Origin of the sequence: Micromonospora sp. WMMD882, assembly GCF_027497255.1 — a bacterium.
GTDB lineage: Bacteria > Actinomycetota > Actinomycetes > Mycobacteriales > Micromonosporaceae > Micromonospora.
In genome coordinates this window covers 4887846-4900857 of the sequence record NZ_CP114903.1, presented here as the reverse complement: position 1 = coordinate 4900857, position 13012 = coordinate 4887846, and the positions used below count along the sequence as shown (strand labels likewise).

General features: G+C 72.2%; 11 protein-coding genes. 2 read left to right on the top strand and 9 right to left on the bottom strand.

Going from position 1 to position 13012, the window contains the following annotated elements; translation table 11 throughout:
- Positions 1 to 384: 384 nt before the first annotated feature.
- Positions 385 to 1332 carry an acyltransferase domain-containing protein gene (locus tag O7606_RS20975; protein WP_281595727.1) on the bottom strand — a complete coding sequence of 316 codons (948 nt, stop codon included), beginning with the start codon at positions 1330 to 1332 and terminating at the stop codon, positions 385 to 387.
- 342 nt (positions 1333 to 1674) lie between these two features.
- Here O7606_RS20975 and pgi point away from each other — a divergent pair, with 342 nt between their 5' ends.
- The gene (pgi, locus tag O7606_RS20970) at positions 1675 to 3309 is read left to right on the top strand and encodes a glucose-6-phosphate isomerase (RefSeq protein WP_281595725.1); all 1635 of its coding nucleotides are present in this window, start codon (positions 1675 to 1677) and stop codon (positions 3307 to 3309) included.
- A gap of 28 nt (positions 3310 to 3337) precedes the next feature.
- On the opposite strand, the gene O7606_RS20965 is transcribed toward pgi, so the two are convergent.
- The 6 genes from O7606_RS20965 to O7606_RS20940 all read right to left on the bottom strand — a co-directional run bounded on the left by O7606_RS20965 (position 3338) and on the right by O7606_RS20940 (position 7202).
- Entirely contained in the window at positions 3338 to 3709 is a 372-nt protein-coding gene (locus tag O7606_RS20965) for a metalloregulator ArsR/SmtB family transcription factor (RefSeq protein WP_281595723.1), read from the bottom strand.
- 82 nt (positions 3710 to 3791) lie between these two features.
- Entirely contained in the window at positions 3792 to 4193 is a 402-nt protein-coding gene (locus tag O7606_RS20960) for an arsenate reductase ArsC (protein ID WP_281595722.1), read from the bottom strand.
- A 70-nt stretch (positions 4194 to 4263) separates the two neighbouring features.
- On the bottom strand, positions 4264 to 5349 hold the full coding sequence (gene arsB / locus O7606_RS20955) for an ACR3 family arsenite efflux transporter (RefSeq protein ID WP_281595721.1): 1086 nt from the start codon (positions 5347 to 5349) through the stop codon (positions 4264 to 4266).
- Between the two features lie 97 nt (positions 5350 to 5446).
- Positions 5447 to 6106, bottom strand: coding sequence for an arsenate reductase ArsC (locus tag O7606_RS20950; protein ID WP_281595720.1), 660 nt, complete (start codon positions 6104 to 6106; stop codon positions 5447 to 5449).
- The gene (locus O7606_RS20945; protein WP_281595719.1) at positions 6099 to 6794 is read right to left on the bottom strand and encodes a helix-turn-helix domain-containing protein; all 696 of its coding nucleotides are present in this window, start codon (positions 6792 to 6794) and stop codon (positions 6099 to 6101) included. Before O7606_RS20945 ends, O7606_RS20950 begins: the two co-directional genes overlap by 8 nt.
- Positions 6795 to 6812: 18 nt before the next feature.
- The gene (locus tag O7606_RS20940; protein WP_281595718.1) at positions 6813 to 7202 is read right to left on the bottom strand and encodes a metalloregulator ArsR/SmtB family transcription factor; all 390 of its coding nucleotides are present in this window, start codon (positions 7200 to 7202) and stop codon (positions 6813 to 6815) included.
- Between the two features lie 128 nt (positions 7203 to 7330).
- Between O7606_RS20940 and O7606_RS20935 the strand changes: the two genes are divergently transcribed.
- Positions 7331 to 8848, top strand: a complete 1518-nt coding sequence (locus tag O7606_RS20935) for an NAD(P)-binding protein (RefSeq protein WP_281595717.1) — start codon at positions 7331 to 7333, stop codon at positions 8846 to 8848.
- Between the two features lie 357 nt (positions 8849 to 9205).
- On the opposite strand, the gene O7606_RS20930 is transcribed toward O7606_RS20935, so the two are convergent.
- Both O7606_RS20930 and O7606_RS20925 read right to left on the bottom strand, forming a co-directional pair.
- Positions 9206 to 9496, bottom strand: a complete 291-nt coding sequence (locus O7606_RS20930) for a hypothetical protein (RefSeq protein WP_281595716.1) — start codon at positions 9494 to 9496, stop codon at positions 9206 to 9208.
- An 86-nt stretch (positions 9497 to 9582) separates the two neighbouring features.
- Positions 9583 to 12996, bottom strand: coding sequence for a DEAD/DEAH box helicase family protein (locus tag O7606_RS20925; RefSeq protein WP_281595715.1), 3414 nt, complete (start codon positions 12994 to 12996; stop codon positions 9583 to 9585).
- Positions 12997 to 13012 lie beyond the last annotated feature (16 nt).

Here is a 13012-nt window from a genome sequence, read left to right as displayed (position 1 = left end):
AAGACGTAATTTCCCGGGTCACCGGGTTGGCGCTGGGCAGCGCCGCTCCTCTGGTCGCCCGTGCCGGCACCCCTGCGGGCACGTCGGCCCCCCGGGCCTCCGCCCGACAGCCCCACCCGGGGGGCAGAGCACAATGATGGCGTTAACATCGACCCCCACGCCAATCCGTCACCCCACGCCGGCGACCGCCCCGGAGGGGGTCGGCCCCGGGACGGTCGCCGCCCCGGGACGGTCGCCGCCCCGGGACGGTCGCCGCCCCGGGACGGTCGCCATATCGGGGATACGGGGGCGTCGAGTCGGGGGGACACCCCCGGATCAGTGATCTGGAGTCGATCAAGCCCGCCACCGACCACGCCGCCGGTGGGTCCGACCAACTCGCCCCGGTCAGATCGGGAACCGGCCCCGCCGCCACTGCCAGTGGCGACCGGCGGTCAGGTGGTCGACGACCGCGCGCTGGAGCGCGGTGCGGCGGGGCAGTCGCTCCAGCGGCGTGCTCAGGCTCCGGAACACGAACCGCAGCACCTCGACGTCGGCGTCCAGCCCCTCCGGCGCCTCGTACGGCTCCAGCTCGAACATCCGCTGGAACCGGACGATGTTGGAGCCCTCGGGAAGGTACTCCCGCAGTTGCGGATCGAGCAGCCACGAGCCGCAGGAGAACGCGGTGTACCGCTCGTCCGGGAAGTGCCGTGGGAAGAACGCGCGGGCCTCGTCGAGCGACGCGGTCACCGCCGCCGGGCTCAGCGGCCCCGCCTCGGTGATGTGCAGCCCGATCGCGTCGTCGCCGCTGCGCTGGTGCTGCAGCCGGCCCAGCTCGTAGAGGCCGCCCCGGGCGTGCAGGGTCAGCCAGCTCTGCATGACCGGCCAGCCCTCGCGGCTCATCCGCCGGTCGATCGCGAGGTTGCGGCCCAGGTCGGCGAGGGTCGCCCAGGACACCGCGTCGGGGACGCCGTGGTCGCGGTGGTACCCCCGGACCACGTCGACGAGCGCCAGGTACGCGTACACGTAGAGGTGCCGCCAGGCGGGGCCACGGTCACGGGGCAGCGCCGGACCGGGCGGCAGCCAGTCGTAGCCGCCGAGATCGGCGCGCACCAGGGCGATGGACCGGTCCAGCAGCCAGCTCAGCTCCGGCGTCCACAGCGGTGACCCCGGGTCGGGCCAGCCCGCCATGATCTCGGCGGCGTCGTCCGGGCATACCGCCAACCGGTCGAGGATCGCGGGCGCGTCGGCCCGGTCGGGCAGCGGAGCCGACGGCAGGTCACCGGCGAGCCGACGAACCCGGTCGACCTCCTCGACGGGCACCCCGAGCCGGGCCGCGACGACCTCCACATCCACCCGGACGACCCTACCGACCACGGTCCCACGGCGACAGGCCGACAACGCCCCGGGCGGCCGACGCGACAACAGCAGCCACCAGCCGGGCGCGGCCAGGTAGCGGCCAGGCTGGGGCCGGGCGGCCAGGCTGGGGCCGGGCGGCCAGGCTGGGGCCGGGCGGCCAGGCTGGGGCCGGGCGGTCGGCGCGACAACAGCGGGACGGGGCGGGGCGGGGCGGATCAGCATCCGGGAGTGGCCGTGTCCGGCTCGCACGACGATCTTCCCGATGGCAGGCTGGGGACGCCGTGCCCGTCGACGGACGCCGACGGGTCGCCGACGCTACCGAGGGAGACGATCGACCCGATGGCCGTGGACGTCACCAGCACCGCCGCCTGGCAGGCCCTGCGCGGGCACGCCGAGGAGATCCGCGGCACGCACCTGCGCGACCTCTTCGCCGCCGACCCGGGCCGCGGCGAGCGGCTGGCCCTCGGCCTGGCCGACTACCACGTGGACTACAGCAAGAACCTGGTCACCGACACCACCCTTGAGCTGCTGGTCGCGCTGGCCGAGCAGGTCGGGCTGGCCGACCGGATCGCCGCGATGTTCGCCGGGGAGCGGATCAACGCCACCGAGGGCCGGGCCGTGCTGCACACCGCGCTGCGCCTGCCGCGCGACGCCACGCTGACCGTGGACGGCCGGGACGTGGTCGCCGACGTGCACGCCGTGCTGGACCGGATGGCGGCGTTCGCCGACGAGGTGCGCTCCGGCCGGTGGCGCGGGCACACCGGGGAACGGATCCGCACCGTGGTCAACATCGGCATCGGCGGCTCCGACCTCGGGCCGGTGATGGCGTACGAGGCGTTGCGGGCGTACCGTGACGCGGGTCTGACCTGCCGGTTCGTGTCGAACATCGACCCCAGCGACATCCACGACACGACCGCCGACCTGGATCCGGCGACGACCCTGTTCGTGGTGGCCTCCAAGACGTTCTCCACGCAGGAGACGCTGGCCAACGCGCACCAGGCGCGCCGCTGGCTGCTGGCCGCGTTCGGCGACGACGACACGGCGGTGGCCCGGCACTTCGTCGCGGTCAGCACCAACGAGCAGCGGGTACGGGACTTCGGCATCGACCCGGCGAACATGTTCGGCTTCTGGGACTGGGTGGGCGGGCGGTACTCGCTGCCGTCGGCGGTGGGCCTGTCGGTGATGCTGTCGATCGGGCCGGAACGTTTCCGGGAGATGCTGGCCGGCTACCACGCCGTCGACGAGCACTTCCGCACCGCGCCGCTGGCCGATAACGTGCCGGTGCTGTTGGGGCTGCTCAACGTCTGGTACACGAACTTCCTCGGCGCGCAGACCCACGCCGTGCTGCCGTACGCGCAGCACCTGCACCGGCTGCCGGCGTACCTGCAACAACTGACGATGGAGAGCAACGGCAAGTCGGTGACCGTCGACGGCCGTCCGGTGTCGTACGACACCGGGGAGATCTTCTGGGGTGAGCCCGGCACCAACGGCCAGCACGCGTTCTACCAGTTGATCCACCAGGGCACCCGGCTGGTGCCGGCGGACTTCGTCGCGTTCAGCGAGCCGGCGCACGACTTCGGCGACATGCACGACCTGTTCATGTCGAACTTCTTCGCCCAGACGGCCGCGCTGGCCTTCGGGCGCACCGCCGAGCAGGTGGCGGCCGAGGGCACCCCGGCGGAGCTGGTGCCGCACCGGGTGATGGTCGGCAACCATCCCACCACCTCGATCGTCGCCCCCCGGCTGACGCCCGCCACGTTCGGGCAGCTGGTGGCCCTCTACGAGCACGTCGTGCTGGTGCAGGGCGCGATCTGGGGGATCAACCCGTTCGACCAGTGGGGCGTCGAGCTGGGCAAGGTGCTGGCCAACCAGCTCGCGCCGCTGCTCAGCGGCGACGAGCCGGACCTGTCCGGCATCGACTCGTCCACGGCCGCCCTGATCCGCCGGTACCGGCAGCAGCGCGGACGCGCCTGACGGCCCGGCCACCGCGAGCGGGCGACGGTCAGCGGGTCTTCTTCGTCGCCCGCTTGCGGGGTGGGGTCAGCACGTCGGCGATCGCGGCGATCGTGGACGGCACCAGGCGGTAGTACGCCCAGACGCCGCGCTTGTCGCGTTCGAGCAGCCCGGCCTCGGTGAGGATCCGCAGGTGGTGGCTCACGGTCGGCTGGGAGAGCCCGAGCGGCGCGGTCAGGTCCGTCACCGACGCCTCCCCGTCGGGGGACGCCTGGATCAGGCTGAGCAGCCGCAGCCGCGCCGGGTCGGCGAACGCCTTCAGCACCCCGGCCAGGCGTTCGGCGTCGGCGCGTTTGATCGGCTCCCCGGTGAGGGGCGAGACGACCGGTGTGTTCATATCCAGAGTTGCCACGTTCCTCATAGTCGCAGCAACATCGCCGGTCGGCGGTGAAACGAGGGGTGGATCACCGGGGTTTCGTCCGAATTTTCGCCGGCCCGTGGGGCTACCCACGCAGCTCGGTGAGCAGCTTCTCCACCCGGGCGCGGATCTCGTCGCGGATCGGCCGGACGGCGTCGACGCCCCGGCCGGCGGGGTCCGGGAGCTGCCAGTCCTCGTACCGTTTGCCGGGGAAGACGGGGCAGGCATCGCCGCAGCCCATGGTGACGATGACGTCGGAGGACTCGGCGGTCTCGTACGCCAGGAGGGTGGGGGTCTGGTCGGTGATGTCGATGCCGACCTCCCGCATGACCTCGACGGCGGCCGGGTTGACGGTGTCGGCGGGGGCCGAGCCGGCGGAGCGGACCTCGACGGCGTCCCCGGCGAGGTGACGCAGCCAGCCGGCGGCCATCTGGGAGCGGCCGGCGTTGTGCACGCAGACGAACAGGACGCTGGGCTTGTCGCTCATGACGTTCTCCATGGTCGGTTGGTTGCCGGGCGGCGCGCGGACGAGTGCCCCGGACCGGGGTCGACGCGCCTCACGGCCGGGGGGTCGGGGTGGGGAACAGGCGGTGGCGGGCCCACAGCGACACGTAGACCAGGCCGACGAGGACGGGCACCTCGATCAGGGGGCCGACGACACCGGCGAGGGCCTGGCCGGAGGCGATGCCGAACGTGCCGATCGCGACCGCGATGGCCAGCTCGAAGTTGTTGCCCGCCGCGGTGAACGCCAGGGTGGTGGTGCGTTCGTAGTTCAGGCCGATGGCCCGTCCGAGCAGGTAGGACCCGGCCCACATGAGGGCGAAGTAGGCCAGCAGCGGCAGGGCGATGCGGACCACGTCGACCGGTCGGTCGGTGATGGCCTCACCCTGTAGGGCGAAGAGGACGACGATGGTGAACAGCAGCCCGTACAGGGCGACGGGTCCGATCCTGGGCAGGAACCGCTGCTCGTACCAGTCGCGGCCCCTGGTCCGCTCGCCGAGGCGGCGGGAGAGGTACCCGGCGAGCAACGGGACGCCGAGGAAGACGAGCACGTTGCCGGCGATGTCCCAGCCGGAGACGGCCAGCGCGGCGCCGTCCAGGCCCAGCCAGCCGGGCAGCACCGACAGGTAGAACCAGCCGAGCACGCCGAACGCGAGGACCTGGAACACGGAGTTGAGCGCGACGAGGACGGCGGCGGCCTCCCGGTCACCGCAGGCGAGATCGTTCCAGATGATCACCATGGCGATGCAGCGGGCCAGGCCGACGATGATCAGGCCGGTACGGTACTCCGGCTGGTCGGCCAGGAACACCCAGGCCAGGGCGAACATCAGGGCGGGGCCGATGATCCAGTTGAGGACCAGCGACGAGACCAGCAGCCGTCGGTCGCCGGTGACGGTGTCGAGGCGGTCGTAGCGGACCTTGGCCAGCACCGGATACATCATGACCAGCAGGCCGAGGGCGATGGGCAGGGAGATGCCGCCGATCTTGACGGCGTCGAGGGCGGCGTCCAGCCCGGGAACGACCCGGCCGAGCAGCAGGCCGGCGACCATGGCCAGGCCGATCCACACCGGCAGGAGCCGGTCGAGGCGTGACAGGCGTGCCACCACCGGCGCGGCGTGGTCGGCTCTGGTGGCGGTACTCATGGACACTCCCGTAAGTAGTCGGCGCTGGCGCGCCCGCGTCGAGCGAGGTCGGGCAGGTGGTCGGAGACGTCGGACTGGTGGGATCGGGTGGGTCGGGTCACGAAACCGGGACGCCGATCTGGTCCAACAGGCGCCGGACCCGGCGTTCGACGTCGTCGCGGATGGGTCGCACGTGGGCCGTGTCGAGGCCGGCGGGGTCGTCGAGGTCCCAGTTCTCGTAGCGGGTGCCGGGGAAGACCGGGCAGGCGTCGCCGCAGCCCATGGTGACCACGACGTCGGCGGCGCGGACGACCTCGTCGGTCCACGGCTTGGGGAACTCCTGCGAGATGTCGATGCCGCGTTCGGCCATGGCGGTGACGGCGGCGGGGTTGAGCTCCGTGCCGGGTTCGCTGCCGCCGGACCAGGCGACGGCCCGGTCGCCGGCGAGGTGGGTGAAGAAGCCGAGCGCCATCTGGGAGCGGCCGGCGTTGTGGGTGCACAGGAACAGCACCACGGGGCGGCCGTCGCGGTGGTGGCCCTCGACGCGGGCGAGGGCCTGAAGGCGCTGGCGGGCGAAGCGTTCGGCGAGCAGCGGCAGATAGTGGGGGACGGTGCTGGCGGTGGCGAACTGGTCGTAGCCGGAGCGCAGGAACCGCTCGATGGTCTCCGGGCCGTAGACGCCGGTGAACTCCTCGGCGAGCCGGGTCGCCGCCGTGCCCAGGGCGATCTGCTGGTCGATGGACAACGCCTGGCGGAGGCGGGGGGTGAGGTCAGTCATGACGGTCTCCGGGAGCAGTGGTGACGGCGGGGGCGACCCGGTCGACGCGGGCGGCGAGGTCGGCGAACGCGGCCTCGAACGCCTCGTCGGTGTCGACCCGGACCGGGTCGGGCACCGACCAGTGCAGGCGGGGACGGGTCGGCCCGGTGAGGTCTTCGTGGGCGTTGTCGCACACGGCGATGAGCAGGTCGTCGTCGCGGACCACGTCGGTGACGTGGGCGGTGGCGGTGGGGTCCAGACGCAGCCCGTGCCGGTCGGCGACGGCGACGGCGCGGGGGTGCACCCGGGGGGCCGGGCGCGTGCCGGCGGACGCGGCCGGGGTGTGGGCGCGGTCGTGCCAGAGCGCGGCGGCGAGCTGGGAGCGCGCGGAGTTGCGGGTGCAGACGAACACCACCCGGCCGACGCCGGTCAGGGGCGGCGGGGTCAGCGCGGCCAGGGCCTCCGGCCGCAGCCGCAGGTAGGTGCGGCGCTTGTCGCCCTCGGAGCGGCCCTTGACGACCAGACCGGCTTCGGTGAGGACCTTGACGTGGTGGGCGACGAGGTTGGTGGGCAGGTCGAGGGTGTGGGCGATCTCCCCGGGGGACGCGTCGCCCAGGGTCAGCGCGTCCACGATCGCCAGGCGCGCCGGGTCGCCGAGGGCGGCGTGGATCCGGGCCCGGCCCAACAAGGAAGAAGAGTCAGCGTCCATTGACTCAATGGTTGCTGACTAATCTCGTCGAGTCAAGCCGGCGGGGGGCTCGACGGTGAGCAGGGCCGCCAACTGGCGCAGGACGCCCGGCCGGGCCCGGTAGTAGACCCAGGTGCCGCGCCGCTCCGCGTCCACCAGGCCCGCCTCGCGCAGCGTCCGGAGGTGGTGCGAGATCGTCGGTCCGGTCAGGTCGAACGCCGGGGTCAGGTCGCACACGCACACCTCGCCGCCCTCGGCGGAGGCGATCATCGACATCAGTTGCAGCCGCACCGGATCACCGAGCGCCTTGAACGCGGGCGCGAGCAGCGTGGCCGTCTCGACCGGCACCCGGACCTGCGTCAACGGGGGGCAGCAGGGCGCGTCGGCGGCCAGGTCGACCACGGTCGGCGGCGCGGCTTGTTTCGACATTCGTCTAGGTTGACATCCCTCTAATCAGCGTGCAAGTGTCTGCTTAGACAGACGTCGAGACAGACGCCGCCGGGCCGGTCCGCCGTCCCGCGCGTCCGCCCCTTCACCACACCCGAGGAGAGCCTGTGATGAGCGTCCTGGAGGAGCTGCCCGTCGTCGTGGTCGGCGCGGGCCCGGTGGGGCTGGCCGCCGCCGCCCACCTGCACGAACGCGAGCTGCCCTTCCTCGTCCTGGAGGCCGGCGACACCGCCGGCGCGGCGGTGCGGCGGTGGGGCCACGTGCGGCTGTTCTCCCCCTGGCGGTACGACGTCGACCCGGCCGCCCGCCGGCTGCTCGACGACGCCGGCTGGGTCGCCCCCGCCGAGGACGCCCTGCCCACCGGCGCGGAGCTGGTCGCCGACCACCTCCAGCCCCTCGCGGAGCTGCCGCAGCTCAAGCCGCGCCTGCGCTACGGCGCGCGGGTGACCGCGATCAGCCGCCTCGGCCTGGACCGGCTGCGCACCCCCGGCCGCGACCGGACGCCGTTCCTGATCCGCCTCGCCGACGGCGAGGAGTTGCTGGCCCGTGCCGTCATCGACGCGTCCGGCACCTGGGGCACGCCCAACGTGCTCGGCGCGTCCGGCCTGCCGGCCCACGGCGAGACGGACGTGGCCGCGTACCTGGAGCACGCCCTGCCCGACGTGCTCGGCGCCGACCGGGGCCGCTTCGCCGGCCGGCACACCCTCGTCGTCGGCGCCGGCCACTCCGCCGCCAACACGCTGCTCTCCCTGGCCGAGCTGGCCGCCGCCGCGCCCGGCACCGAGGTGACCTGGGCGATCCGCTCCACCAGCCCGGCCCGCGCCTACGGCGGCGGCGACGCCGACGAGCTGCCCGCCCGGGGCGCGCTCGGCTCCCGGCTACGCGAACACGTCGACGCCGGCCGGATCCGCCTGCTCACCGGCTGCTCCGTGCACGCCCTCACCCCGACCTCCCCCGGACCCACGCCCACCCCGACCTCCGCCGGGTCCGCGCCCGCCCCGACCTCCGCCGGACCCACGCCCACGCCGACCTCCACCGGGTCCGCGCCGGGCGGCGGCCGGGTCGCCGTCTCCTTCCGGCGTTCCGACGGCGGTACGGAATCCGTCACGGTGGACCGGATCGTCGCCGCCACCGGCTTCCGCCCCGACCACTCCATCGCCGCCGAGCTGCGCCTGGACCTCGACCCGATCATGGGCGCCACCCGCGCCCTCGCCCCGCTGATCGACCCGAACGAGCACTCCTGCGGCACCGTCCCGCCGCACGGCGTCGACGAGCTCGCCCACCCGGAGGTCGGTTACTACGCCGTCGGCATGAAAAGCTACGGCCGCGCGCCCACGTTCCTCATGGCCACCGGCTACGAGCAGGTCCGCTCCGTCGTCGCCGCTCTCGCCGGCGACTGGGCCGCCGCCCGCGACGTCCAGCTCGACCTGCCCGAGACGGGCGTCTGCACGAGCGACCCGGCCGACTCCACCGGAGCCGGGAGCTGCTGCGGACCGACCCCGACCGGGCCGCCCGTCGACAGCCCCGCCACCAGCATGCCGCCCGCCCCACTGCCCCTGGTCAGCCTCGACACCCCGACCAGCGGACCGAGCGCCGGCTGCTGCGCCACCCCGCCCCCACGTCACTGAAGCAGGGTGGTCGAACACGAACTGGTGGGACCGTCCGGGAGGCGATCAGGATGCTCCGGGATCGAGGACTGGTGGCGACGTTCGCGGGGCGCGGGACGTACGTCACCGAGCGGAAGTCCTGAGCGGCACCCGCCACCCGCATGCCCCAGATTTGGGGCAGCTCCAAAGGCGCTGACTACCCCACCCTCACCGGCACCGATCCATCGATGCCGGCCGGGCCCTTGGGCCGTGCTGATCAACTGGCCCACGGGCATTCGTAGCTACGGCTGGGCCAGCTCACGACGCCACTCCACGAACCGTACCCATGGGAGGCCCCGAGCCCGACTCGGGCGAGCCGTTCGTGAAAGGGATGCACCGTTACGCCGCGTCCCTGCTGGTCTCGACGAGCGCGGGGAAGGCTTCCTCCCAGCGCCGTCGTAGCTGAGGTGGCAGCCAGAGGGTGGGCCAGAGCTTCCGGAGGAGGCCGGCGTCGAGCCAGGTGTTCAGGTCGGCGGTGCTGCTCGCCTCGTTGAGTACCGTCCTGTACATGCTCGCGAGGCGTGCCGGTCGGCTCAGGTCGTACTCGGCGTGACCGGACCAGTCGAGATGGTGCGGCAGCTTGACGACTCCCGTGGTCGGGCCCTTCAGCGCGGCAAGGGTCTCGGGCACGACGTTAGGCCTGTCACGCTAGGCCAAGCGGGCTTGGCCTAGCAGACGCGGCGCAGACCGCCGGTGGTCGCCAACCAACCACACCGCTAGGCCGCCGCCTGGGTGGGGTCGGCGGTGTCGCGGACGGAGTTGATGATGGCGATCAGGCGGGCCACGTCGGCGTCCGGGAAGATCTCCTCCGGGGCGGGGGCGATGTCGTTGAACGGGGACTCGTAGATCCGTTCGGGCGCCATCACGCCGTTGCGGGTCAGGTGCTCGATGATCAGGCCGAGGAAGCTGATCTGGTCGGCGGTGAGGGTACGACCGTCGAGGAACTCGCTGAACGCCTCGTTGACCGCGTCCCGGTCCAGCCCGACCAGTGACCGGACGAACAGCCCGAGCCCGTCGGCCGACTCGCTGGCCCGCGCGATGTCCTCGGGGCCGCCGCCGCTGGCGACCAGCATCCGTTCCAGGTCGGCGAGGTCGGCGGCGGTGAGCTGCTTGTTGCGGCGGAGCTTCTGCAACGCCAGGTGGTCCCGGTGCTCGTCCAGGTACCGGCGGGCCTTGGCCGCGAAGCGTTCGGTGTCCGTACCGATGCTGAGGTCCCTGAGCGAGACGACGGAGACCTCGCCCAGCTCGTCGCTGAAGTCGGTGTAGACGATGGCCTGTCTGGCCCGTTCGATCAGCCGGACCAGCCCGCGCAGCCGGCGACGCATCGACTCCAGCATCGGCAGGGTGACGTCCTGCCACCATTCGTCCCCGGCCACCTGGTCGAGGAGCTGCTGCTGCGCGCGTACGGCGGGGATGCTGGTCTGGCCGAGCAGGGTCGCGGCGATCTGCTGGACGTTCCCGCGCAGGCGCTGGTAGTCGGGCACCACCTGGAGCTGGCCGAGCTGGAGGCGGAGCACCATCAGGTCGAACCGTTTGGCGGCCTCGTCGTCGTCGCGTACGGCGGTGGGCAAATTGGCGAGGCTGCCGCCGATCTGGTCGACGGCGTCCGGGGTGAGCCGGTGCCAGCGGGTGAAGTCGCGGTAGTCCTCGACCAGTCTCCGCCGGGGGCGTACGACGAAGTTGTCGAGCTGGATGCCCTCGACGCGGCCGTGCAGCTCGCGGGCGAGGTCCCAGCGCAGGCCGGCTTCGCTCCGGGTGCCGTCGACGGTGGTCTCCGGGCCGGCGTCGGCGGGGAGGCGCTGGTCGAGGCGGAGGATCAGGTCGAGCTTGGCCTTGAACAGCCGCTCGGTCAGCGACTCGCCGACCTTTCCGCTGGCCCGTTCCGGGTTCTCGTTGAAGAACTCGAAATTCTGGCACCAGTCGAAGATCAGGAAGTCCTGCTTGTCCCGACCCGGGCCGTAGAGGTCCCTGCGGAGCCGGGTGCCCCGGCCGATCATCTGGAGGAACTTCGACTTCGACCGTACGACCTTGAAGAAGACCAGGTTGACGACCTCGGGAACGTCGACGCCGGTGTCGAGCATGTCCACCGAGATGGCGATGTGCGGGTCCTTCTCCGGCTGGGAGAAGTCGTCGATGAGGCTCTGCGCGTACTTTGTCCGGTGGGTGATGATCTGCGCGTGGTGCCCGCCGTACATCTGGTAGGACTGGTCGAACCGTTCCCAGATGAACCTGGCGTGCTCGTAGTTCCTGGCGAAGATGATCGTCTTGCCGATCCGGTCGCCGCCGGCCACCCGGCGGCCCTGGGTCATCAGCGTCTCCAGGACCTTGTCCACGGTGTCCTTGTTGAAGAACAGCCGGTTGAAGGTGTGCGCGTCGACGCCGTCGGGCGGCCCGTCGTCACCCCAGTCGATGCTGTCCCACTCGTCCTTCTCCTCCTCGGTGAGGTCGTCGTAGCGGACGCCGTCCCGCTGGAACACGGTCTGCACGGCGACCGCCCGGTGCGGCACGAGGTAGCCCTCCCGGACGGCGTCGGCGAGGTCGTAGTTGTCGGTGGGGACGCCGTCCTCAAGCTGGAACAGGCTGTAGGTGTTGCGGTCGATGTCGTTGCGCGGGGTCGCGGTGAGCCCGACCAGCAGGCTGTCGAACCAGGAGAAGATCGCCCGGTACTTCTGGTACACCGACCGGTGCGCCTCGTCGATGACGACCAGGTCGAAGAAGCCGGGCCCGAAGCGCCGTCCGCCACTTGCGGTCTGGTTGATCAGGCCCATCATGGTCGGGTACGTCGAGACGTACACCCGCCCCTCGGCGGCGCGCTCCTCGACCAGGTTGACCGTGGCGACGTGCGGCAGGTGCTCCTTGAACGCGTTGACGGCCTGGTTGACCAGCGCGTTCCGGTCGGCGAGGAAGAGCACGTTCTTGACCCAGTTGGCCCGCATCAGCACGTCGACCAGGGCGATCACGGTCCGGGTCTTGCCGGCCCCGGTGGCCATCACCACGAGCGCCTGCCGCTGCCGGTCCCGCTCGAACGCCTCGCTGATCTTGCGGATGGCCCGGTGCTGGTACGGCCGCTCGACGATCTCCTGCCTGATCGGTACGTCCGCGAGCGGCCGGCGGATGGTGCGCCGCTGCACCAGCAGCGCCAGCTCGCCCCTGGTGTAGAAGCCCTGCACCTGGCGCGGCGGGTAGGTGGTGTCGTCCCACAGCCACGTCTCGTAGCCGTTGGTGAAGAAGATCACCGGCCGCTGGCCGTACTCGTGCTCCAGCCGGTCGGCGTACAGCTTGACCTGCTGCTGGCCGACGGTCGGGTCGTTGCGGGCGGCCTTGGCCTCGACCACGGCGAGCGGCTTGCCGTCGTCACCCCACAGCACGTAGTCGGCGAACCCGGCGCCGCTGCGGTTGGGCATGCCGGTCACCCTGCGCTCGCGGTCGTCCGGCCCGTCGAGCCGCCAACCGGCCTCGGCGAGCAGCAGATCGATCAGCAGCTTCCGGGTCTGCGCCTCGTCGTAGTCGTGGTCGTCGGCGCGCGCCTCGTTGGCGGCCTTCGCGGCGGCGATCTCGGTACGCAGCTTCGTCAGCTCGGCGTCGAGGGTGGCGGACTTCTCCCGTTCGACGGCCAGCGCCGCATCCCGGGCGGCGAGCCGCTCGGCGAGCTCCTTCAGCTCGGCCTGGGTCTGCCGCCGCACCTCGGAGGCGTCCCGCCGCTCGATCAGCTCCGGGTCGAAGGCGAGCGCGCCCGGCGGCACGTGCGCCGGGTCGCGGGTGTAGCGGCGGGCGATCCAGTACGTGACGTGGAACAGCTCCCGCAGGACGGCCACCGCGTCCCGATCCCTCACCTCGGTGCGCTCGTGCACGGCGAGGTTGCCCTGCTTGCGGATGGCGTTCATCTTGGCCTGGATGCCGGGCCCGACCAGGTTCCGCAACGTCGGCTCGTGGATCTTTCCGGAGAGGTCGTTCCGGTACGGCCGCCGAAGCGTCGCGTCAGCGTCGAAGAGCCAGCCCAGCGCCAGCTCCAGCGTGCGCCGGGCATAGAAGCACGAGCCCCGGGGGTCGGCGACGGCAAGCCGCTCGGCCCGCCGGGCCTCGTCAAGCAGGTCGGGCCACTCGGCCCGCAGGAACCCGAAGTTGCTCATCGACGTCTACCCCCCA

Excerpts from the sequence above, each read along its gene's own strand:
- pgi (WP_281595725.1), top strand. The coding sequence starts at position 1,675 with ATGGCCGTGGACGTCACCAGCACCGCCGCCTGGCAGGCCCTGCGCGGG.
- O7606_RS20965 (WP_281595723.1), bottom strand. The coding sequence starts at position 3,709 with ATGAGGAACGTGGCAACTCTGGATATGAACACACCGGTCGTCTCGCCC.
- O7606_RS20945 (WP_281595719.1), bottom strand. The coding sequence starts at position 6,794 with ATGGACGCTGACTCTTCTTCCTTGTTGGGCCGGGCCCGGATCCACGCC.
- O7606_RS20940 (WP_281595718.1), bottom strand. The coding sequence starts at position 7,202 with ATGTCGAAACAAGCCGCGCCGCCGACCGTGGTCGACCTGGCCGCCGAC.
- arsB (WP_281595721.1), bottom strand. The coding sequence starts at position 5,349 with ATGAGTACCGCCACCAGAGCCGACCACGCCGCGCCGGTGGTGGCACGC.
- O7606_RS20960 (WP_281595722.1), bottom strand. The coding sequence starts at position 4,193 with ATGAGCGACAAGCCCAGCGTCCTGTTCGTCTGCGTGCACAACGCCGGC.
- O7606_RS20935 (WP_281595717.1), top strand. The coding sequence starts at position 7,331 with ATGAGCGTCCTGGAGGAGCTGCCCGTCGTCGTGGTCGGCGCGGGCCCG.
- O7606_RS20950 (WP_281595720.1), bottom strand. The coding sequence starts at position 6,106 with ATGACTGACCTCACCCCCCGCCTCCGCCAGGCGTTGTCCATCGACCAG.
- O7606_RS20925 (WP_281595715.1), bottom strand. The coding sequence starts at position 12,996 with ATGAGCAACTTCGGGTTCCTGCGGGCCGAGTGGCCCGACCTGCTTGAC.